Origin of the sequence: Pantoea graminicola, assembly GCF_048452665.1 — a bacterium.
Classification (GTDB): domain Bacteria; phylum Pseudomonadota; class Gammaproteobacteria; order Enterobacterales; family Enterobacteriaceae; genus Pantoea.
This window is the reverse complement of record NZ_JBLWSJ010000005.1, coordinates 266,275-285,589: the sequence shown is the minus strand read 5'-3', so window position 1 is coordinate 285,589 and position 19,315 is coordinate 266,275. Positions and strand designations below refer to the sequence as shown.

At 57.1% G+C, this 19,315-nt stretch carries 16 protein-coding genes; 8 read left to right on the top strand and 8 right to left on the bottom strand.

The window, feature by feature from the left end; all coding sequences use genetic code 11:
• Positions 1–338 precede the first annotated feature (338 nt).
• The gene (locus ACNY69_RS14190) at positions 339–1,790 is read right to left on the bottom strand and encodes a sugar porter family MFS transporter (protein WP_418798896.1); all 1,452 of its coding nucleotides are present in this window, start codon (positions 1,788–1,790) and stop codon (positions 339–341) included.
• A gap of 193 nt (positions 1,791–1,983) precedes the next feature.
• The gene (locus ACNY69_RS14185; protein ID WP_111138923.1) at positions 1,984–2,886 is read right to left on the bottom strand and encodes a LysR substrate-binding domain-containing protein; all 903 of its coding nucleotides are present in this window, start codon (positions 2,884–2,886) and stop codon (positions 1,984–1,986) included.
• Between the two features lie 197 nt (positions 2,887–3,083).
• Here ACNY69_RS14185 and ACNY69_RS14180 point away from each other — a divergent pair, with 197 nt between their 5' ends.
• Genes ACNY69_RS14180 through ACNY69_RS14165 form a run of 4 tightly spaced genes read left to right on the top strand, consistent with a single transcriptional unit; the run spans position 3,084 to position 7,053 of the window.
• Positions 3,084–3,833 (top strand): SDR family NAD(P)-dependent oxidoreductase, encoded by a 750-nt coding sequence (locus ACNY69_RS14180; RefSeq protein WP_418798893.1) that lies wholly within the window; start codon positions 3,084–3,086, stop codon positions 3,831–3,833.
• 54 nt (positions 3,834–3,887) lie between these two features.
• Positions 3,888–5,186 (top strand): MFS transporter, encoded by a 1,299-nt coding sequence (locus tag ACNY69_RS14175; protein WP_128087003.1) that lies wholly within the window; start codon positions 3,888–3,890, stop codon positions 5,184–5,186.
• 12 nt (positions 5,187–5,198) lie between these two features.
• Positions 5,199–6,041: a transketolase gene (locus ACNY69_RS14170; RefSeq protein WP_418798890.1), complete on the top strand. Its 843-nt coding sequence runs from the start codon at positions 5,199–5,201 to the stop codon at positions 6,039–6,041.
• A gap of 1 nt (position 6,042) precedes the next feature.
• Positions 6,043–7,053 carry a transketolase family protein gene (locus ACNY69_RS14165; protein WP_128087004.1) on the top strand — a complete coding sequence of 337 codons (1,011 nt, stop codon included), beginning with the start codon at positions 6,043–6,045 and terminating at the stop codon, positions 7,051–7,053.
• A gap of 1,061 nt (positions 7,054–8,114) precedes the next feature.
• Here ACNY69_RS14165 and ACNY69_RS14160 read toward each other — a convergent pair.
• The 3 genes from ACNY69_RS14160 to ACNY69_RS14150 form a co-directional block, all read right to left on the bottom strand.
• A complete protein-coding gene (locus ACNY69_RS14160) occupies positions 8,115–9,086 on the bottom strand; it encodes a ParB family protein (protein ID WP_418798887.1) in 972 nt (323 codons plus the stop codon).
• A gap of 7 nt (positions 9,087–9,093) precedes the next feature.
• Complete coding sequence (locus tag ACNY69_RS14155; RefSeq protein ID WP_111138969.1) at positions 9,094–10,293, bottom strand: AAA family ATPase; 1,200 nt, start codon at positions 10,291–10,293, stop codon at positions 9,094–9,096.
• 1,530 nt (positions 10,294–11,823) lie between these two features.
• Positions 11,824–12,753 carry a RepB family plasmid replication initiator protein gene (locus ACNY69_RS14150; RefSeq protein WP_111138929.1) on the bottom strand — a complete coding sequence of 310 codons (930 nt, stop codon included), beginning with the start codon at positions 12,751–12,753 and terminating at the stop codon, positions 11,824–11,826.
• Positions 12,754–13,213: 460 nt separating this feature from the next.
• On the opposite strand from ACNY69_RS14150, the gene ACNY69_RS14145 reads away from it, so the two are divergent.
• Positions 13,214–14,584, top strand: a complete 1,371-nt coding sequence (locus tag ACNY69_RS14145; protein ID WP_418798885.1) for an aldehyde dehydrogenase family protein — start codon at positions 13,214–13,216, stop codon at positions 14,582–14,584.
• Positions 14,585–14,587: 3 nt separating this feature from the next.
• On the opposite strand, the gene ACNY69_RS14140 is transcribed toward ACNY69_RS14145, so the two are convergent.
• Both ACNY69_RS14140 and zigA read right to left on the bottom strand, forming a co-directional pair.
• Positions 14,588–15,766, bottom strand: a complete 1,179-nt coding sequence (locus tag ACNY69_RS14140) for an NAD(P)/FAD-dependent oxidoreductase (RefSeq protein ID WP_293772568.1) — start codon at positions 15,764–15,766, stop codon at positions 14,588–14,590.
• A gap of 93 nt (positions 15,767–15,859) precedes the next feature.
• Positions 15,860–17,089, bottom strand: a complete 1,230-nt coding sequence (gene zigA, locus ACNY69_RS14135; RefSeq protein WP_111138932.1) for a zinc metallochaperone GTPase ZigA — start codon at positions 17,087–17,089, stop codon at positions 15,860–15,862.
• 116 nt (positions 17,090–17,205) lie between these two features.
• Between zigA and ACNY69_RS14130 the strand changes: the two genes are divergently transcribed.
• Positions 17,206–17,544, top strand: a complete 339-nt coding sequence (locus ACNY69_RS14130) for an ASCH domain-containing protein (RefSeq protein ID WP_418798883.1) — start codon at positions 17,206–17,208, stop codon at positions 17,542–17,544.
• On the opposite strand, the gene ACNY69_RS14125 is transcribed toward ACNY69_RS14130, so the two are convergent.
• Complete coding sequence (locus ACNY69_RS14125) at positions 17,545–18,093, bottom strand: helix-turn-helix domain-containing protein (protein WP_111138934.1); 549 nt, start codon at positions 18,091–18,093, stop codon at positions 17,545–17,547.
• Between the two features lie 111 nt (positions 18,094–18,204).
• Between ACNY69_RS14125 and ACNY69_RS14120 the strand changes: the two genes are divergently transcribed.
• Positions 18,205–18,873 carry an AzlC family ABC transporter permease gene (locus ACNY69_RS14120; protein ID WP_418799002.1) on the top strand — a complete coding sequence of 223 codons (669 nt, stop codon included), beginning with the start codon at positions 18,205–18,207 and terminating at the stop codon, positions 18,871–18,873.
• The gene (locus ACNY69_RS14115) at positions 18,870–19,193 is read left to right on the top strand and encodes an AzlD domain-containing protein (protein ID WP_418799001.1); all 324 of its coding nucleotides are present in this window, start codon (positions 18,870–18,872) and stop codon (positions 19,191–19,193) included. The genes ACNY69_RS14120 and ACNY69_RS14115 overlap by 4 nt, the downstream gene beginning before the upstream one ends.
• Positions 19,194–19,315: the final 122 nt, after the last annotated feature.

Below are 19,315 nucleotides of genomic sequence, written 5' to 3'. Positions count from 1 at the left end.
TTCATCGGACGAGGTCACCAGGATGTGATGCCGTCACGTCTGTCACCCATAGACAGTGGCCTGTTTCTGCCAGCAGGCTTTTGGCGAAAGAAAACGGATGACGATCAGTCTGTAGCGGATGATATGCCCGGCTCACGGGCGTTTCCGGCGATAACCGGCCAGAATTTCACTGCCCGGTTCTGGCGATTTCAGGCTGAAATCGCCAGCGTTGCACCCGCTCTCATCTGCCCTTTACAGTGAACGCTGACGGTTTGCATGAGGCGAGAACGAAGACAGGCACGTCGCAGAAAGCGGATAAAAAAAACCGGATTCAGCGTCGGGCTGAATCCGGTGATGGGTCAGACGGCTTCAGCCTCTTTCGGCTTTTCACCAAACTTCTCTTTCATGTGTGTCTCGATCTCTTCCAGACTCTTGCCCCGCGTTTCAGGGACCATCGTCAATACAAAGATCAGTGAACCTGCATTGATGGCGGCGAAGAGAAAGAAGGTCGTGCTGCCGGCATATTCCATGACCGGTGGGAAACCAAAGGCGACTACGGCGTTAAATATCCACTGCAGCGAAACGGCCCCGCCGGTCAGCACACCGCGCAGCTGCATCGGGAACAGCTCCGACATCATCAGCCAGTAGACCGGTGAAATACACATCTGCATGCAGAACAGGAACAGCAGAATACAGGCCAGAGCCAGATAGCTCTGCATCAGGCTGGAACTCATAAAGGTCAGCACGCCGCCCAGCAGGATCTGCGCGGTGATCACCAGACACAGACCGGTAATCAGCATCGTGCGGCGCGGGAAGCGGCTGATGGCCCAGATGCCGACAAAGGTCGCCAGCACGGAGACCACGCCGTTGCCGATGGTGGCGGCGATCGAGGCGCTGGTGCCCATTCCGGTGGACTTCAGGATAATCGGCGTGTAGTACATGAAGCCGTTGACCCCGGTAAACTGCGCGACAAAGCCAAGACCGACACCGATGATCATCAGACGAATCACCCATTTCTCGCGGATCAGTGTTTTCGCATCCGGGCCGCGCTCGGCTGCCCTGGCCTGCTTCTTCATCTGTGCCATCTCATGACGGACTTCGCGTGGCGTTTCACGCAGATACTTCAGGATTTTTTTCGCCTCGCGCAGACGTCCTTCCGCCACCAGCCAGTGCGGCGACGCCGGTACGAAGAAGGTGCCGATAAACAGCAGCAGGCCCGGCACCATCGCAATCGCCAGCATGTAACGCCACAGGTGCTCATCGTGCAGCAGATAGCTCAGCAGCGTACTGGCGACATAAGCCACCAGCTGGCCGGTGACGATCATCAGTTCGTTGCGGCTGACCAGCGGCGCGCGCAATCGCGGCCCGGCAATTTCAGCGATAAACACCGGCACGGTTGACGAGCCACCGCCCACCGCGATACCCAGCAGGAAGCGCATCGCCACCATCACATTGACCGAAGGTGCCAGCGCCGTACCCAGTGAACCCAGCACAAAGATCACCGCCAGGCTGCGCAGCGTAATACGGCGGCCAAAACGGTCAGAGAAGAAACCACTCAGGAAGGAGCCAATGGCGGCGCCGAACACCAGCGAAGAGGCGACGAGTCCTTCCGTAAAGGCGTTCAGTCCCAGCCCGCCCTTATCCGGCGGTGAGGTCATATAGGGCAGTGCGCCCGAAATGATCCCGGTGTCATAACCAAAGGCCAGCGCCCCCATCGTCGCTACCAGCACCACTAAAAAAATACGCTGGCGTACCGTATCCGCAGGCGCGTGATCGCCTGCATCACCAGAATCTGGTGTATTTGCACTCATAATATTCCTGCCATTAATAAGTTAAACATCCGCATGGTTAAATTTCATACGGAATAGAAATGAAACATATTTACCGATTGGGTAAGGAAGTGTAGACGCTATTTTTAAACTGGCATGAGCAATACGCCGTTAATAAGCGGGAGAGGGAAAAGAAGAAATAAACCGGCGAAACAGTGACTGAAAGAAAGTTATTTCAGGGCATCCCTTTCAGCTCATCCTGGATCCAGTTAAGAAAATGAGCCACGCGAGGAAACCGGGCAAATCCGCGCGGAAAGACCAGATGATGCGCGCTGACGGGCAGGCTCTCCTGTTCAGAGAATACCCTGACAAGTTTCCCGCTGCGCAGATACGCTTCCGCCAGCAATTCACTCTCAAAAATCAGCCCGTGGCCCAGCATGGCCGCTTCAAGGCTCATATAGGAACGATCAAAGCGAAACAGCCACTCTTTATCCGGCTGGGGCAGCTGCCGGGAAGCAAACCACTGCGGCCACTGTATCAGCGGCGACTCCGATAAGATCAGCGCATGATGACGCAGATCGGCCGCCTGCTGAACCGGATGCTGTGCCAGATAGGCCGGTGACGCCAGAACCGACATGCGCTCGTGGCGGATCGTTTTGATTTCAAACGCCTTCCAGTCCGGGAAGCCGTGCCGTATCGCCAGATCGATATTATCCCGGCTGAAGGAAAGATTTTCATACGAGCAGGAAAGGGTAAGCTGAAACTCCGGATAGCTCTCCCGGAACTTATGGATGCGCGGCAACAGCCAGAGCAGCCCGAAGCTGGGCGCGCAGTGTATCCGCAGATTGCTGCGGGCGTTCTCATTACTGATGCGTGCCGTCGCCTGCGCCAGCCCCAGCAGGATCGGACCGATCTCCCGCAGATAATGCTCACCCGAGAGCGTCAGCGTGACCCCTCTGGCAGAGCGATTGAACAGAATACAGCCCAGTTCCCGCTCCAGTTTAGCCAGCTGATGGCTGGCCGCCGAAGGGGTAATACTGAGTGTCTCCGCCGCGCGCGCCACATTACCGAAATGGGCAACCTGCTCAAACACCCGCAGCGCTTTAATTGAAGGTAAGTGATCAGACTGCTTTTCCATCCGCCTCTCCGCGCCGCGATTTTGTGACAGGTGCCCGTTTCTCTGTTGCAGAACTGTTAACTGCATCAAACCAACAAATTCATTCAGCATCAAATGAATTTTTTTGCATTGCCAATTTTCGCCGCGTTATCAATTCTGATCGTGACCCTGCCGGTAGCGATACCGAACCACTAATAATTATTCTTCTGGAGTGGACCATGTTACTTGAAAATAAAGTTGCGATTATCACCGGCGCCGCCTCTCAGCGCGGTATTGGCCGGGCAACGGCGGCCTGTTTTGCTCAGCATGGCGCGCGCGTCGTGGTGCTCGATTTAGATCCCGAGGCCGCGCAGGCCAGCGCCCTGTCGTGCGGCGAAGGACATCTCGGCCTGGCGACCGATGTGACCGATCCCCTCTCCATCCGCCGGGCCGTCGACCAGATCCTTGCGCATTACGGGCGCATTGATGTACTGGTCAACAACGCCGGCATCACGCAGCCGGTGAAGACGCTGGAGATTGGCCTGAGTGACTACAACCGGATCCTCGACGTCAATCTGCGCGGCACGCTGCTGATGTCCCAGGCGGTGATCCCGACCATGCAGCAGCAGCAAAGCGGCAGCATCATCTGTCTCTCGTCGGTATCGGCTCAGCGCGGCGGCGGAATTTTCGGTGGCCCGCACTACAGCGCAGCGAAAGCGGGCGTACTCGGCCTGACTAAAGCGATGGCGCGCGAGTTTGGTCCGGACCAGATCCGCATCAACGCCCTGACGCCCGGTCTTATCCAGACAGACATTACGGGCGGATTGCTTCAGGATGAGCGTCGTCACGCCATCATCGACAGCATACCGCTCGGCCGCCTGGGCACGGCCAGCGACGTCGCCAGCGCGGCGCTGTTTCTTGCCAGCGATCTCTCCGGCTATCTCACCGGCATCACGCTGGATGTAAATGGCGGCATGCTGATCCACTAAGCAACGCCCTTCCCTGCCCGCCCGTCCGGCGGGCGCCCTTCGGGAGTGAACATCATGACCACGCTTAATCTGAGCGCAGCCGCGGCTGCGCGCGATATCACCTATCGTAAAATTGCCTGGCGGCTGATGCCCTGGCTGATGCTCTGTTATCTCTGTGCCTATCTTGACCGCGTCAATGTGGGTTTTGCGAAGCTGCAGATGATGGACGATCTGTCGCTGAGCGAAACGGTTTACGGGCTGGGTGCCGGCATCTTTTTTATCGGCTACTTCTTCTTTGAGGTACCCAGCAACCTGATCCTGCACCGGGTCGGCGCGCGCCGCTGGATTGCCCGCATCATGATTAGCTGGGGCCTCATCTCGGCGCTCTTCGCCTTTGTGGAGACCGCCTGGCAGTTCTACCTGCTGCGCTTTCTGCTGGGCGTGGCGGAAGCTGGTCTGGCGCCCGGCCTGCTGCTCTACCTCACCTACTGGTTTCCCGCGCACCGTCGCGCACGTATGACGGTACTCTGGTTTGTGGCCATTCCGCTTTCCGGGATGCTGGGCGGCCCGCTCTCCGGCTGGATCATGGCCACCTTTGCCGGCTTCCATGGCTGGGCGGGCTGGCAGTGGATGTTTTTGCTGGAAGCCATACCGACCATCGTGATGGGCTGTGTGGTGCTGCTGGTGCTCAGGGATCGGGTCGAGCAGGCGGAGTGGCTGGACGACGACGAGAAGCGCCGGGTGCGTGCCGACCTGGATGAGGATAATCAGCAGAAGGCCTGCCACGGCACGTTGCGGGCATTTGTCGCCGACCGTCGTCTGTGGCTGCTGGCCCTTATCTACTTCTGTGTCGTGATGGGTCAGTATGCCCTGACGTTCTGGTTGCCGACGCTGGTGAGAAACTCAGGCGTGAGCGAGCCGCTGCATATTGGTCTGCTGACCAGTCTGCCCTACCTCTGTGCCATCGTCGTGATGCTGCTCGCCGGTCGCAGTGGTGACCGCTGCCGTGAACGCCGCTGGCATCTCATCGTGCCGATGGTGGCCGGTCTGACGGGTCTGACGCTGGCGACGCTGCTGAGTCACAGCACCGCTTTCTCCCTGCTCTGCCTCTGTCTCGCTGCGGCAGGCATCCTTTCCGCCTCATCACTGTTCTGGATGCTGCCGACCAATCTGCTGGGCGGCGTCTCTGCGGCCGCGGGCATCGCCGCGGTGAACTGCTTCGCCAATCTCGCCGGCTTTTTCTCGCCGTGGCTGATCGGTGCCATCACCACGGCAACCGGCACCCCCTCATCCGGCATGTATTTTATTGCTGCGGTCCTGCTGGGTGGTGCGCTCTGCGTGCTGCGCATCCGGGCGGCGGATGTTAATCGTTAATCAGGAGGCCACATGACAGACCCTCAATACAGAGCCGACACGCTCTCCTTACAGCAACGCGCCACACGCATCCGTCGCCATGCCTTACTGATGGGCCAGGTGCAGGGCCAGGGCTATATCGGGCAGGCATTAGGCGCAGCCGACCTCCTCGCGGTCAGCTATTTTCATGCCCTGAACTACCGGCCCGGTGAACCTGATTGGGAAGGACGTGACCGCTTTTATCTCTCGATCGGCCACTACGCAATCGCGCTCTATGCCGCTCTGCTGGAAGCAGGCGTCATTCCCGAAGAGGAACGGGAAACCTACGGCACCGATGAGAGCCGGTTGCCGATGTCGGGCATGGCGGCTTACACCCCCGGCATGGAGATCACCGGCGGCTCGCTGGGCCACGGGTTGGGCATTGCCGTAGGCGCCTGTCTGGGGCTGAAGCAGAAAGGCTCAACGGCCCGGGTCTTTAACCTGCTTTCAGATGGCGAACTGAATGAAGGTTCAACCTGGGAAGCCGTGATGTCCGCGTCACACTGGCAGCTCGATAACCTGATCGCCATCGTCGATGTCAATAATCAGCAGGCTGACGGCCACAGCAGTGAGATTCTGGCTTTTGAGCCGATCGTGGAGCGCTGGCAGGCGTTTGGCTGGTTTGTTCAGCGGGTCGACGGCAACGATATTCCTGCACTGCAGGCCGCGTTTGACGCCGCACGTAACCAGGTGGGGCCGCAGCCGCGCGTCATTATCTGCGACACCCGGATGGGCAAGGGCGTGCCGTTTCTGGAAAGCCGTGAAAAGACTCACTTTATCCGCGTCGACGCCGATGAGTGGGACAAAGCACTGACCGCACTGGAACAGGGAGTCTGAGATGAACCTACAACCACAGAAAAAACGGCTAACCACCTCGGCCATGATTGCGTCTATCGCCGCAGAAGGCCAGCCGACGGTGTCTGCACCCTTTGGTCATGCTCTGGTTTCGCTGGCGCAGCAGCGTCCTGATATAGTCGGCCTGACGGCGGATCTGAGCAAATACACCGATCTGCATCTGTTTGCAGACGCCTTTCCTGCGCGCTTTTATCAGATGGGCATGGCGGAGCAGTTACTGATGAGCGCCGCGGCGGGCATGGCGCGTGAAGGATTTATGCCCTTTGTCACCACCTATGCCGTGTTTGCATCCCGTCGCGCCTATGACTTTATCTGCATGGCGATCGCCGAAGAGAACCTGAATGTCAGGATTGCCTGCGCGCTGCCCGGCCTGACGACCGGCTATGGGCCGAGTCATCAGGCTACCGACGATCTCGCCATCTTCAGGGGAATGCCTAATCTGACCATCATCGATCCCTGCGATGCGCTTGAAATCAGTCAGGTCGTTCCGGCTATTGCCGACCATCGGGGTCCGGTGTATCTGCGGCTGCTGCGCGGCAAGGTGCCGCTGGTGCTGGATAAGTATGCGTACCGCTATCAGCACGGAAAGGCTCAGCGTCTGCGCAGCGGTAAACATGCCGTCATCATCAGCAGTGGCCTGATGACCATGCGCGCCCTGGAGGCGGCTGAGGTGCTGGAGAGCCGGGGCATTGAGGTTGGCGTCGTACATTCGCCCGTGATCAAGCCGCTGGATGAAGAGACGATCCTGCGTGAAGCCGGGGAGGCGCTGCACCACAATCAGCTGGTGATCACTGCTGAGAACCATTCAGTCACTGGCGGCCTGGGCGAAGCGATTGCGGGGCTGTTAATGCGGCAGGGCGTGACGCCACGCTTCAGACAGATTGCGCTGCCGGATGCCTTCCTGGCTGCTGGCGCGTTACCCACGCTGCATGACCGCTATGGCCTCTCAACCGAGGCGGTGGTGAAGCAGATCACCGCCTGGCTGGAAGGCTGAAGGGAACTTAACCGGGCCACCGGCCCGGTTTTCCGCCAGGCTGCTTCACAGAATATCGTCAGTTTTACTGATTGCAGTGGACCACGCCTTTCACTCTGTTTGCCACGCCACAATCCCTGAAAACGGGGCAGACGGGCGGATGCAGGATCCTGAAGAACCGGCCGGTGCCGATTCACTGTAAACAGCACGCTTATCTGACCATCGCAGGCGTCTGGCAGGCGCTTCAACCATCCTGTGAGATTCAGGCTAATCCCGTGACGCTGCACAGCCGCTGAATGAGCGCGGCGCGGGTCAACACTGAAGAGAGTTTTACCCCAGAAGTCGTTGTCGTGTTCAGTCAGCATTAGCGTCTTTCACTGTCCATGAAAAAATAATTTTACTGCACAGAAAAAGTTATCCACTTTTTCTGTGGATAACTGAGGGATATTTTCTGGGTATCTTTTTTCGTGCCGGAATCAGGTGTTAGCTGTCAACCTGTCACACTCCCTTTTTCGACGTTCTTTTTCAGGCTGACCGATAACAGGCTGGACCTTTCCGCCAGCTTTCCTGGCGATTTCAGCCTGAAATTTCTATGTAAATTGCAATATAAACAAAAGGTTAATGATGAATTTAGGCTGGCGGAGGGTTCCGCTGTAAACGGGTTAATCAGGGGATGCGTGTGCATCCGGGGGCAGTCAGGTGTTCAGAGCACTGGGGGGAATAAGGTTGGTCACAAATGAACCAGTGCCGGAAATTCTTCTCTTGCAATATCGTGATGAGCCAGCCTGCGCTCAGGACACAGCAGCCTGTCAGCCGATCTCATAACGCAGACTCATCATGGGCTGTGATAAATTGCGCAAAGGTACGGAGCAGAATCTGACCTCAACTGAAATTTCACAAAAGCCTGGCGATTTCAGGCTGGTAATAATTAAAAAAGAAGAATAATTTCAATAAATTAGCCATTAACCACCGTGATAAAGCGTGGCGATTTCAGCCTGAAATTGGCTGCATCCCGGATGAAACAGTGATGAGCAGGCAAAAAAAAACCGGCGCAGCGCACCGGTTTCTTCAGGCTGAGACCGTTAACGGTTCAGATACTTCTTCAGCGTCTCTGCGATCACTTTATCCAGCTCTTCCTGCAGCTCTTTCGACTGACGATTAAACTCATAACTGAACATCCGGCCACGCACCTTTTTACGGGCGAAGCGATCTTTGTCCGCGAAGGACCAGAGCGTTGTCGCCTGAGTTTTATCTTTCTCCGGCTCCTTCACCAGCGTCTGGCTGCCCTGACGGATCAGACGCAGGATGTGATTCTTCAGCTCATCCTCAGCCAGGCCTTCGCGGGCACGGACAACATCAATTTCCCGCGAAATAGCATTGATTAACGTGTCGATGCTTTGTCCGGATTCGCTTAACTTGTCCGTGGCCTGTAACAGTGCCTTGTAGTCAGGATAGGTCAGCTCGGCATGATTCGGAAAAAGTGTGATCAGGTCGGCTGGCACGCTGGCCGCCTGCAGGGCACGGGTCACTTTCGCCTGGGAGAGTCCCTGATTCTCAGCAATCTCTTTCTGCGACAGGCCGCCCTCTTTCAGCGTCAGCAGGCGCATCCCCACTTCACGCAGATTATGTTCACGCGCCGTCTGAATATCCTGTGCCAGCCTGCGCGCTTCATCCGCAGTAATGGCGGCATCCGTGACCAGCACGTCAAGGCCGGTTTTGCAGTGCAGCGCGGCCGCACGGCGGCGTGAGCCGTCGAGGATCTCGATACGCTCGTCACGCATCACGCCAATGGCCGGAAAGAACTGCTGCAGCTTAATCGTGCGGATGATGTCACGCAGTGAATCGGGCGTCAGGCCAGCCTGATCGCGTCCGTTGGTTTCCATCGTGACAAACGTTTTACTCTCAACCTCAGCAGCGGCAATACGTTCAAAGCGAAACAGGGCGCGCTTGCCCGTGGCCAGTACGAAAGTCTGATTATGCTGGCTGTCAGGCGCTTCATTTTCCAGGGGAGTCTGGCTGAAGGTTCTGCCAATCGTAATTCTTTTTGCGCTCATACAAACCTCAGTTCAGGCGAATAAATTCGATACGATCGAACACGGCTTTTGCAAAATCCTCAGCGGCTGAGCGCGCATTTTTCAGCGCTTCGCTGCTGCCGACGTAGGTCGACGGATTGGCGGAGATGACCGTATCAAATGATTCCCCGCAGCGTTCGAAGCCATCGAGGCGGGGAAGGGCGGCATCGAGCATGTCGCCCCCAAAAATCTCTTTTGCCAGACTATGGCAAAGTTTGTGATCGGCTTTGTTGGAAAGCTTGGACATAAAGCCGATGTTACCCTGCAGCCGACAGGTCGCGCCGGAATCTTCAATAATCGCAATCAGCTCCGGCAGGCGCGTCAGGTATTTCAGCGTCGAGTGGAAATCAACCTGAGCGGGAGGAACAGGCGTCATCAGCAGATCGGAAGCCGCAATCGCATTTTTCAGAAACGCATCCAGGTGCGGCCCGCTGTCGATAAAGATAAAGTCATAATCTTTCTTCAGTTTGGCAATGACGTTCTCGTAGAGCACGGCATGAATGTTCTGTTGTGGCAGATGTTCAGCGCACAGCTCATCCCAGCGCGAAGCGATAAAGGCGTCATCGATTGAAGCGGGCAGCACATCCACGCCCGGAATAATCGACGGGACGATAAATTCGTTAATCAGCTCGTCACGCGAAACATTCTGCAGCATCGCCTGCGCGGCGGTCGCTTCTACCAGCCCCACTGAACGCTCATGATTCAGAAACATGGTGGCAGAGGATTGTGGATCGAGATCAATGACCAGGATCCGCAGATCTTCATACAAAAGGTGAGGGTGGGCACGCAGCGCATGCGCCAGCGAAACGGTGGAAACCGTTTTAGAGACCCCGCCTTTCAGATTGCCGACAAACAGCGTATAGGCCTCATGATGGCGATCCCGGTACTTCGGCACGCCACGATGATGATAGATATCGATAATATTCTGAATCGACATGGCGTATTTGACGGAAGATCCCGCTGCGCGTTTATCGAACTGATAACCGCTCTCTTCCATCTCGTTGACAGCATAATCCACACTGGCCCGGGTCAGTTTAGGCAACTTCGCCAGTGCCGCTTTGGCATAGACCTGATAATAGGTGTTTTCGTGCAGTTCCTGCTTCTGCGCCTGGATTTGTTCGGTGAGGCTCAGCAGCATGCGTTCTGAACGCTGTGCAACCTTCATCACCTGCTTGTCATCGTTAGCCATCGTTGCTCCAAACATGTAGGATTTACGACTTTATACATAAATCCTGCACATGAGGCAATATTTTATCTTGCCAACCTAAACTTTGATTATATGCAACCGCACCGATTCTGGTGAGGTTCATCACATTATTTTTACTTCACTGCCAGAATGACCACACAGCCGCCGGAGAAGATTCACTGTAATCAGCAAAACGTTCACTGTAATCAGTCATGGAGATGGCGATCGCCAGGCGGGAGAGGAGCCGGACAGGCAGATGATTGAAAAGCGAACAGAAAAAAGTGAACGTTCACTGTAATCAGTAAGGCGGTCGGCAAAACGTGCCGGATCGGATGACTCTGTCTATTTCAGCATAAATGTTGAGGGAGCAGGCAGTAACGCAAAGCATCAGACGTTCACTGTAATCAGCAGTTTCTTAGCGCGAAAAGGAACCGCTTCACGACCAGACGTTCACTGTAATCAGTAAACTTTTCGGCGTTGAGCCACAGATGGTGGAAAAAACAGCGATGGTGGAGAGAAAACAGTCAAAATTAACCGTGATCGCAGTCGCAAAAGAGAGCATTACTCAATATTCACTGTAGTCAGTGACCGCAGAACAGTGAAACGTTGACTATAGTCAGTGAAAACCACTCCGCTGCACAAAGATTCACTGTAATCAGCAGAGAGGTGGATTGAGCGGCGACGTGACCCGGGAGCAGGTCCGGGAACATCAATCGACGAAGCTTTGCCGTGAGCGCGTGGGCCAAAGGGACATTCTGGTATGCTCAGGAGTGCTCCAGGCATGGATGTGCTGGCAAGCTTACCTCAACGCCTTATTCTGGCTGCACGGACTTAATCTGGCAGCTGCGTAATAAGGCGTGATGATCTGTCGTTCACTGTAATCAGTAAACCGGATGGCTGATTCAGCAATCCGTTTGCTGACATTCACTGTAATCAGTAAGCGTTCACTGCAATCAGTAGTGGCAGCCGATCTGACCCGCAAATGAAGAGCGGATGCGCAGCATTGCGCCCGCGGTTAACGTTCACTGTAATCAGCAGGTAACCCCAGGAAAGATGAATAGCGACCGTTTGCTGACATCATTCACTGTAATCAGTAACAGTGTCACGCCTTTCATCCCGCTCAACAGGCCTTCCTTCAGGCCGCATTGCGTTCTCCTCAGCCTTAACGGCAGAGCAGGGCTCATCATTCACTGTAATCAGTGACGTTCACTGTGTTCAGTAAACCGCGATCCTGCCGACCCTCAACGCATTCACTGTAGTCAGTAAGGGGGCCGTTATAAACCGACTCAAAAAAGTATGTAAGCACACACTTACTATCAGGAGCTTATAGGGTGTGGGATTGAAAGTGAGTAATTGACTGACAGAGCTTTATGCAGGGTGCTGAGCACTGATTACAGTGAATGGTGCTGATTACAGTGAACAGGCAGTTAAGCGCTGATTACAGTGAATGCAGTGGAAGACAAGCTGACATCAGCAGTGACAGAAGAGGTGACACTGCAACAGAGTCATACTGATTACAGTGAACGTCAGCGATCACTCATCAAACTCAATTTCATCCAGGGAATCAATGCTCTCAAGATTGCTGATGCCATCAAGCTTAGGCGTGCGGCTGTGGATGATGAAAAAGACGGAGCGCCCGCGTTTCACTTCTGAGTAATCCAGATAGCCAATCTCTTTAAGCTGCTCCATAGCTCGCCGCACCACATGGTTCTGTGTAGTGGTTTTCGAACCCAGATTCAGTCGCATCCGCAGACGCGCAAGTGAAATGGGCGCCGGATTGGTAGGCAGGCTCTCCAGAAAAGTATAAAGCGCCTGTGCAGACTCTTTGCGCTTAAGGCGGGATATGGCGCGAAGCTGAAGCAGCACCTTATGGTCAAAGTTGTAGAGTTCAAACAGCTTGGGATCGGCCTGGATACGCACGATATCTTTTTCACGATCGTAGTAGGCAGACTGAACAAGGTGGGTGTGGTACGCCTTTCCATTGCCCTCAAAGGAGAGCGTGTTGGTCGCTATACGGCGCAGAGAGGCATCCAGACGCTTACGCAGCGCAGCAGAGGAATTGGCAGAGGGGATACCACACATCTTCACAAAGTCGATAAACGGCAGCGTTACCGTGTCGCCTTTGGTCGGGTAGCGCGAGAAAGACTGGATGATCCCTGCCCAGGTTTTGAAATCGTTATCCATATCCAGCCGCGCGCCGGTGATGGTAATCTTTTCGTAGCCCTCGGCTTTCACCAGCGTCAGGTTCTTCAGCTCTTTAGTGGCATCCGTTGAGGCCATCGCACCGGATTTGCCGCGTGCCGTCGATTTCAGCGTCGGCACAAAAAGTCCCAGGCGCATTAATGCCACCGGCTGAACGGTATTATTCTTGTTGGGATGAAGCTGGATAACTTCACCGCTGTTTTTGGTCACTGACAGAAAAGGTTCGAGTAACGCTTTGTTTTCTTTATCTTTATCTGCCATGGTTTTAAGATCTTCATTCTGTGGATGAAAAGGATCGTTTTCTGACTACAGTGAACATTAGCACTGTTTATAGTGAACATTCTACCTGGTACAGTGAATAAAGTACTGATTACAGTGAACACTTTACTGATTATAGTGAACACGATCACCCTTTGAGCCCTTGGGGTGTGCGGCCTGCGACGATCGGGGATCTCTTTGGATCTCTCTATGATCTGTTAAGGATCGTTTTTTAGGATCTGGTCACTGTATAAGTGGAAAACCTCAGCAACAGGCGCTCCTCAGCGGTCTGTCCTGGAGGCTGATAGCAGCAGAACGCAGGGATCCTGATCGTCTGACTGAACAGATCCTGCCTGTAATGATTCACTTTTAATAAACAACTTCCTCACTATTATTCATTTTTCATCATCATTGAGAGCGCGTATCGTTTTTTCATCACTGACAGAATGAGGAAAACGGCATCATGACTGAACATGTCCTATCACGTAACCCTGCGACAGGTGAAATTCTGACGCGCTGGCCTTTGCAATCCGCCGCAGAGCTGGAGCAGTCACTGACAGAAAGTGCGGCGGCATATGCGGAATGGCAACACAGCGATATGGCAGTCAGAGTGCGTGTATTACGCCAGCTGGGTGAACAGCTCCGCCAGCGGGAGCCGGAACTCTCCCGCACCATCACGCTGGAGATGGGCAAACCCATCGCCCAGGCCCGCGCTGAAGTCCTGAAATGTGCGAATTTATGCGACTGGTATGCTGAACATGGCCCGGCAATGCTTGCGGATCAGCCGACTCAGGTTGCAGATGCGTGGCAGCGATTCCGTCCGATTGGGGTCATCCTGGCGGTCATGCCGTGGAATTTCCCCCTGTGGCAGGTTCTGCGAGGCGCTGTCAGCATGCTGCTGGCGGGTAACACCTATCTGCTGAAACATGCGCCTAACGTCATGGGAAGCGCCACACTGATGGCTGAGCTATTCAGAGCAACCGATCTGCCCGCAGGCGGCTTTAATCTCATTAACGTCGATAACGATGGCGTGTCCATCGCGATTAAAGATGACCGGATCGCCGCGGTTGCCGTGACCGGCAGTGTCCGTGCAGGTGCCGCAATCGCTGCGCAGGCGGGTGCCGCCCTGAAGAAAACCGTGCTGGAGCTGGGCGGTTCGGATCCTTTCATCGTGCTGAGCGATGCCGACCTCGATGAAGCCGTTAAGTCTGCCGTGATCGGACGCTTCCAGAATACCGGGCAGGTCTGCATGGCGGCCAAACGCTTTATTGTCGAAGCGCCGATTGCCGACGAGTTTGAAAAACGCTTTACGGCAGCAGTTCAGGCACTGACCATGGGCGATCCGCTGGACGAGAAGACGTTTCTCGGCCCGATGGCGCGCGCCGATCTGCGTGACGAACTGGACAGCCAGGTCAAAGCCACACTGGCGGAAGGCGCGCGTCTGGTCATGGGCGGCGAAAAGATCGCGGGGCAGGGTAACTACTATGCACCGACGATCCTTGCGGATGTCACCAGCAACATGACGGCGTTTCGTCAGGAACTGTTTGGCCCGGTTGCCGCGATCGCCGTTGCACGGGATCCCCGGCATGCGCTGGAGATCGCCAACGACAGTGATTTTGGCCTCAGCGCCACTGTCTGGAGCGGCAATGAAGAGACAGCCGATTGGCTGGCACTGCAACTGGAAGTCGGAGCCGTGTTTGTGAACGGTAACGGCGCCTCCGATCCGCGTGTCACCATTGGGGGCGTGAAGAAGAGCGGCTACGGTCGTGAGCTGTCACACTTTGGTGTGCACGAATTCTGTAACGTACAGACCGTGTGGAAGAACCGCCGCTGAGGGTTACTGCGCCGCAGGAAGATAGGCGGGTGCGCACCTGATGCCCGCACTGAGCGGTCGCAGCAGCCGATGCGGTGCAAAATCATTCAGCATCGGCGAGACGGTGCCGCTCAGCATCTCTTCCGCCACCAGCCTGCCCAGCAGCGGGGCCAGGGTCATGCCGCTGTGGGTGACCATCAGATAGATCTTTGACGATGCACTGAGATAGCCCAGCGCGGGTAATCCGTCAGCCGGGCGCGACCGCTGCCCGGTTTCAATCTTCTCAATTTTTGCCCCCTCACTGTGCCTGAACAGCCGCTGCAGCCGTCGCAGCATCTCTTTGCCAATCAGCCCATCCGGCGAAACCGGGCGGGCCGGATCGGCATGCTGATCCAGATCGAGCGCCTGCAGCATAAGGCGGCCTCCGCCGTCTGGCCGCACGTTAAGTTCCGGCGTGATCAGATTGCAGTTAAGCAGGATCGGCAGCGGCTGGGTGTGCGCCAGAAAACTGCAAGCCACCGGATCGGCACGGTTCGCATTGGTCATCGCCAGTTCAACCCCGCACTGGCTGAGCAGCTCAGGTGCCCAGCGGCCGGTTGCCAGAACCAGCTGATCGCCGCGCCACTCTTCACCGCTGGCCAGCGTCAGATGCACACCCCGGTCCGACTCCGCCAGCGTGGTGACCTCACTCTGAGAAATGAGTCGCCCCCCGCTGGCGTGCAGATCGGCCAGCAGAGAGGCGATGTAGAGGCTGGGATAGAGCAGGCATTCCGAGGAAAAAAACCACGCCTGCTGAACGCGGGGATCAAGCCGCAGACCGGGCAGGGCGCTGAGCAGCGCCTCGCGGTCGCGCGTTTCACAGGGATAACCCAGCGCCGTGAGTTTCCCGGCACGCCGGGTCAGCTGCTGGTGGATAGCGGGATCGGCCGCCCACTCCAGCGTGCCGGTTTCCAGCAGCCAGCGGGGCGAGGCCGGATGGCTGGCCTGCCAGCGCCGGTGCGCCTCTGTCGCGTGCGCATTGAGTGCGTGGTAGCTGGCGGGATCCTTGCCGTTGGCATTCACCCAGGCGTAACTGATCTGGCTGGTGCCGCCGCCGGGACAGCCCTTGTCGAAAACGGTGACCTGCGCACCCTGACGGGAAAGGCACTGTGCGACGGCTAAACCCAGCACACCTGCACCAATAACGGCAATACGTTGCGGCATCTGCGGCACCTCCTGAACAGGGATCGGCGGGCGATCGTCACCCGCGCGGTTGTGTCACTATTGCGGAGCCCGGCCATGCCGTCAACCGGTGCGTCAGGCCGTTACCTCGTCAAACCAGGCGGGAACCGGGTCCGCCAGCGTGACCCACTGTTCCGGGCCGGCCGCCATCTCCTGCTCCGTCAGCAGCGCGCGATCCAGCGCCGCACGGATGCGCAGCTCATCCATTTCGATACCGATAAAGACCAGCTCCTGACGCGCATCGCCGGTGCCTTCCTGCCACTGTCCGGCGATGAAGTTAAGGGACTCCGCATCCTGCGGCCAGTCGGCGCGCGGAACGCTGACCCACCAGCGGCCGGCATATCCCTGACGCGCCACTGCGCCCGCCTGCGACCAGAGTCCGGCATAGTCGGGGCGGCTGGCCAGCCAGAAGTAGCCTTTGGAACGGATGATCCCGTCGAGTTCGTGGTTCACCACCTGCCAGAAACGCTGCGGATGAAACGGCCGGCGGGCGCGATAGACAAAACTCCGGATGCCATACTCCTCCGATTCCGGCTGATGCTCTCCGCGCAGCGTCTGTAGCCAGCCGGGTGCCTGAGCCGCCCGATCAAAGTCGAACCGGCCGGTATTCAGGAGTGCGTCCAGCGGCACCTGGCCGAATTCGCTCTCCACAATACGGGCGTGCGGGTTAAGCGCGTGCAGCATGCCCTGCAGTTCATGGCGTTCCGCCTGGCTCAGCAGATCTGTTTTGTTGAGCACCAGCAGATCGCAGAATTCAATCTGATCCACCAGCAGATCCACCACGGAGCGCTCATCCTGTTCGCCCAGCGATTCACCACGCGACTGAAGATCGTCGACCGAGCGGTAATCCCGCAGGAAGTTGAGGCCATCCACGACCGTGATCATGCTGTCCAGCCGGGCATAAGCGGAGAGGCTTTCCCCATCTTCATCCTCAAAGGTGAACGTTTCCGCCACCGGCAGGGGTTCGGAAATGCCGGTGGATTCGATCACCAGGTGGTCGAACCGACCAGCCTGCGCCAGACGTTTCACCTCCAGCAGCAGATCTTCACGCAGCGTGCAGCAGATGCAGCCGTTGCTCATCTCGACCAGTTTTTCATCGGTACGGGAGAGTTCTGCGCCGCCGTTGCGCACCAGCGCCGCATCGATATTGATCTCAGACATATCATTGACGATGACCGCGATCCGCCGTCCTTCGCGGTTGTTCAGGATATGGTTAAGCAGGGTGGTTTTGCCTGCGCCAAGAAAGCCGGAGAGCACCGCCACCGGCAGGCGGGGATCGAGGGGAGTGACTGAGGAGAGGGTCATAGCGTTACCTTACAATGCACGTTAATTATTATGTTATAACATAACATTAAGGATTTTGTTTTCAACCCGTAATTGTGTTTAGTTGTCCGGATAACCACAGATGAGCAGGAGAAAAGATGCAGCGGCTTACACTCGTTCCGCGCCTGATACCGGCCGTCCGGCGCGGCGAAAAAACCTCAACGATACGCTGGCAGGAGGGGGTGATCGTCCCTGGCCTGCTGAGACTGGAAAATCGGCAGGATGCAGCCGACGCGGTCACTGTGTGGGTGACGCACGTTGAGACTCTGCGTTTAAGTGAGGTGGCTGCGCGGCTGGGAAAAGCGGCGGAATGGCCGGATGCGTGGCTCCTGGCGGGGATGCGCGAACACTATCCGGCTATCTGCCTGAGCAGCGAGGTGCAGCTCATCCATCACCTCACCCCCGCGCAGACAGAGGCGAAACGCGCCGGAGGCTAATCAGGTGTGTTCAATCACCAGCAGCGCCAGCGTATCGGGTTCCAGCGCCCGGAACATATGCAGCTCATCGCCCGGATAGGTGATGTAATCTCCTACGTCCAGATCGACCGCACTGTCGACCGGTCCCACCCGCGCACGCCCTCTGGCGATAATGATGTGCTCGATGGTATTGGGAATATGGGGCTGTGAAACGCGCTCGCTGCCGGGCTGAACCTCCAGCAGATAGATGTCACGCCGCGCACCGGGCGGGCAGGAGGCCAGCAGAACGGCCTGATAATCCGCCAGGTCGGCCGTCACCGTCAGTCCTTCCCCGCGCCGGATCACCTGCAGACGGCGGGCATCCGGCTCCAGCAGCCGCGAAAACGGGATATTCAGCGTCACGCAGAGCGACCACAGGGTTTCAATGCCCGGATTGCCATTTCCTGCCTCCAGCTGGGAAAGCGTGGATTTGGCAATGCCGGCGCGGCGCGCCACCTCAGCCAGTGACAGCCCTGATCGCTGACGTTCCCGCACGAGGGCATTGGCAATAATGCTGATAGGGGTATTCAAACGCACTCCTGATAACCTGAATGTTTTTTATATCGAACGTTACGTTCATCTTGTAAAACGATGTCTGGCTGTTCATTATATCGGAATATACGTTCATTATGAGAGGGGATGATGATTTTTCCGCAGAAGCAGTTGCTGGATAAAGGGGTGATAAAAGCGATTTTTCTGGTCTGCCTGGCGGACGGGATCGTGGGCCTTTCTTATGGTTCGCTGGCCTCCGCCGACGGTTTCCCCCTCTGGGTGCCGCTGGCCTTGTCAACGCTGGTGCTGGCGGGCGCGTCGGAGTTCCTGTTTATCGGCATCGTGGCGGGCGGGGGCAGTCCCTTTACCGCCGCCGCGGCCGGACTGCTGGTCAATGCGCGCCACCTGCCGTTTGGCATTGCGGTAAAGGATCTGGTGGGCAGGGGGCCGTCGGGCTGGTTTGGCTGTCACATCATGAACGATGAAAGCGTGGTGTTTGGCATCTCTCAGCCTCAGCTGGCCCAGCGCCGCAGCGCCTACTGGCTGTGCGGGATCGGGATTGGCCTGATCTGGCCGGTCAGCGTGATGACCGGCGCGGCAATAGGGCAGTTCATTCCGGATGTCTCGCTGATTGGCCTGGATGCCGTCTTCCCGGCCATCCTGATCGCCCTGATCTTCCCGGCGCTGCGCCAGCGTCGCACCCGGCTACCCGCCACCGTCGGCGTACTCCTCTCCCTGCTGGCGACGCCCCTGGTTCCGGCGGGCATGCCGGTACTGTTTTCGTTACTGGGCCTGCTGACATGGAGATCGCGCAAATGACGCACCAGGGATTGATCATCGCCGGCATCGCCCTGCTGGCCGCCGGAACCTATCTGATGCGCTTTGCGGGTGTCCGGCTGGGTAACCGGCTGCCCATCAGTGAGCGCACGCAGCAGATGCTCTCTGACGCGGCCACGATACTGCTGCTGGCCGTCGCCGCAACCACCACGCTGTTCGAAGGCCAGCATTTTGCCGGTGTGGCGCGGGTCGCGGGTGTGGGTTTTGCGCTGCTGCTGGCCTGGCGGCGGGCACCTCTGATCTTAATTATTCTGGGGGCCGCAATGATGACGGCGCTGCTGCGTTTTCTCGGCGTGGCCTGACGCCTCCCTTCCGCGCTTTCGGCGGGGCGGCCCGGTTCCCTGGTCAGATTCGGGCCGCCTTTCATCCCGCGCTAGTCCGCTCCGCCCGATCCCGAAACCCCGGCTTTCACCGGGCAGGATAA

Excerpts from the sequence above, each read along its gene's own strand:
- ACNY69_RS14150 (WP_111138929.1), bottom strand. The coding sequence starts at position 12,753 with ATGGCAGATAAAGATAAAGAAAACAAAGCGTTACTCGAACCTTTTCTG.
- ACNY69_RS14170 (WP_418798890.1), top strand. The coding sequence starts at position 5,199 with ATGACAGACCCTCAATACAGAGCCGACACGCTCTCCTTACAGCAACGC.
- zigA (WP_111138932.1), bottom strand. The coding sequence starts at position 17,089 with ATGACCCTCTCCTCAGTCACTCCCCTCGATCCCCGCCTGCCGGTGGCG.
- ACNY69_RS14120 (WP_418799002.1), top strand. The coding sequence starts at position 18,205 with ATGATTTTTCCGCAGAAGCAGTTGCTGGATAAAGGGGTGATAAAAGCG.
- ACNY69_RS14165 (WP_128087004.1), top strand. The coding sequence starts at position 6,043 with ATGAACCTACAACCACAGAAAAAACGGCTAACCACCTCGGCCATGATT.
- ACNY69_RS14185 (WP_111138923.1), bottom strand. The coding sequence starts at position 2,886 with ATGGAAAAGCAGTCTGATCACTTACCTTCAATTAAAGCGCTGCGGGTG.
- ACNY69_RS14190 (WP_418798896.1), bottom strand. The coding sequence starts at position 1,790 with ATGAGTGCAAATACACCAGATTCTGGTGATGCAGGCGATCACGCGCCT.
- ACNY69_RS14145 (WP_418798885.1), top strand. The coding sequence starts at position 13,214 with ATGACTGAACATGTCCTATCACGTAACCCTGCGACAGGTGAAATTCTG.
- ACNY69_RS14160 (WP_418798887.1), bottom strand. The coding sequence starts at position 9,086 with ATGAGCGCAAAAAGAATTACGATTGGCAGAACCTTCAGCCAGACTCCC.
- ACNY69_RS14175 (WP_128087003.1), top strand. The coding sequence starts at position 3,888 with ATGACCACGCTTAATCTGAGCGCAGCCGCGGCTGCGCGCGATATCACC.
- ACNY69_RS14115 (WP_418799001.1), top strand. The coding sequence starts at position 18,870 with ATGACGCACCAGGGATTGATCATCGCCGGCATCGCCCTGCTGGCCGCC.
- ACNY69_RS14180 (WP_418798893.1), top strand. The coding sequence starts at position 3,084 with ATGTTACTTGAAAATAAAGTTGCGATTATCACCGGCGCCGCCTCTCAG.
- ACNY69_RS14130 (WP_418798883.1), top strand. The coding sequence starts at position 17,206 with ATGCAGCGGCTTACACTCGTTCCGCGCCTGATACCGGCCGTCCGGCGC.
- ACNY69_RS14140 (WP_293772568.1), bottom strand. The coding sequence starts at position 15,766 with ATGCCGCAACGTATTGCCGTTATTGGTGCAGGTGTGCTGGGTTTAGCC.
- ACNY69_RS14155 (WP_111138969.1), bottom strand. The coding sequence starts at position 10,293 with ATGGCTAACGATGACAAGCAGGTGATGAAGGTTGCACAGCGTTCAGAA.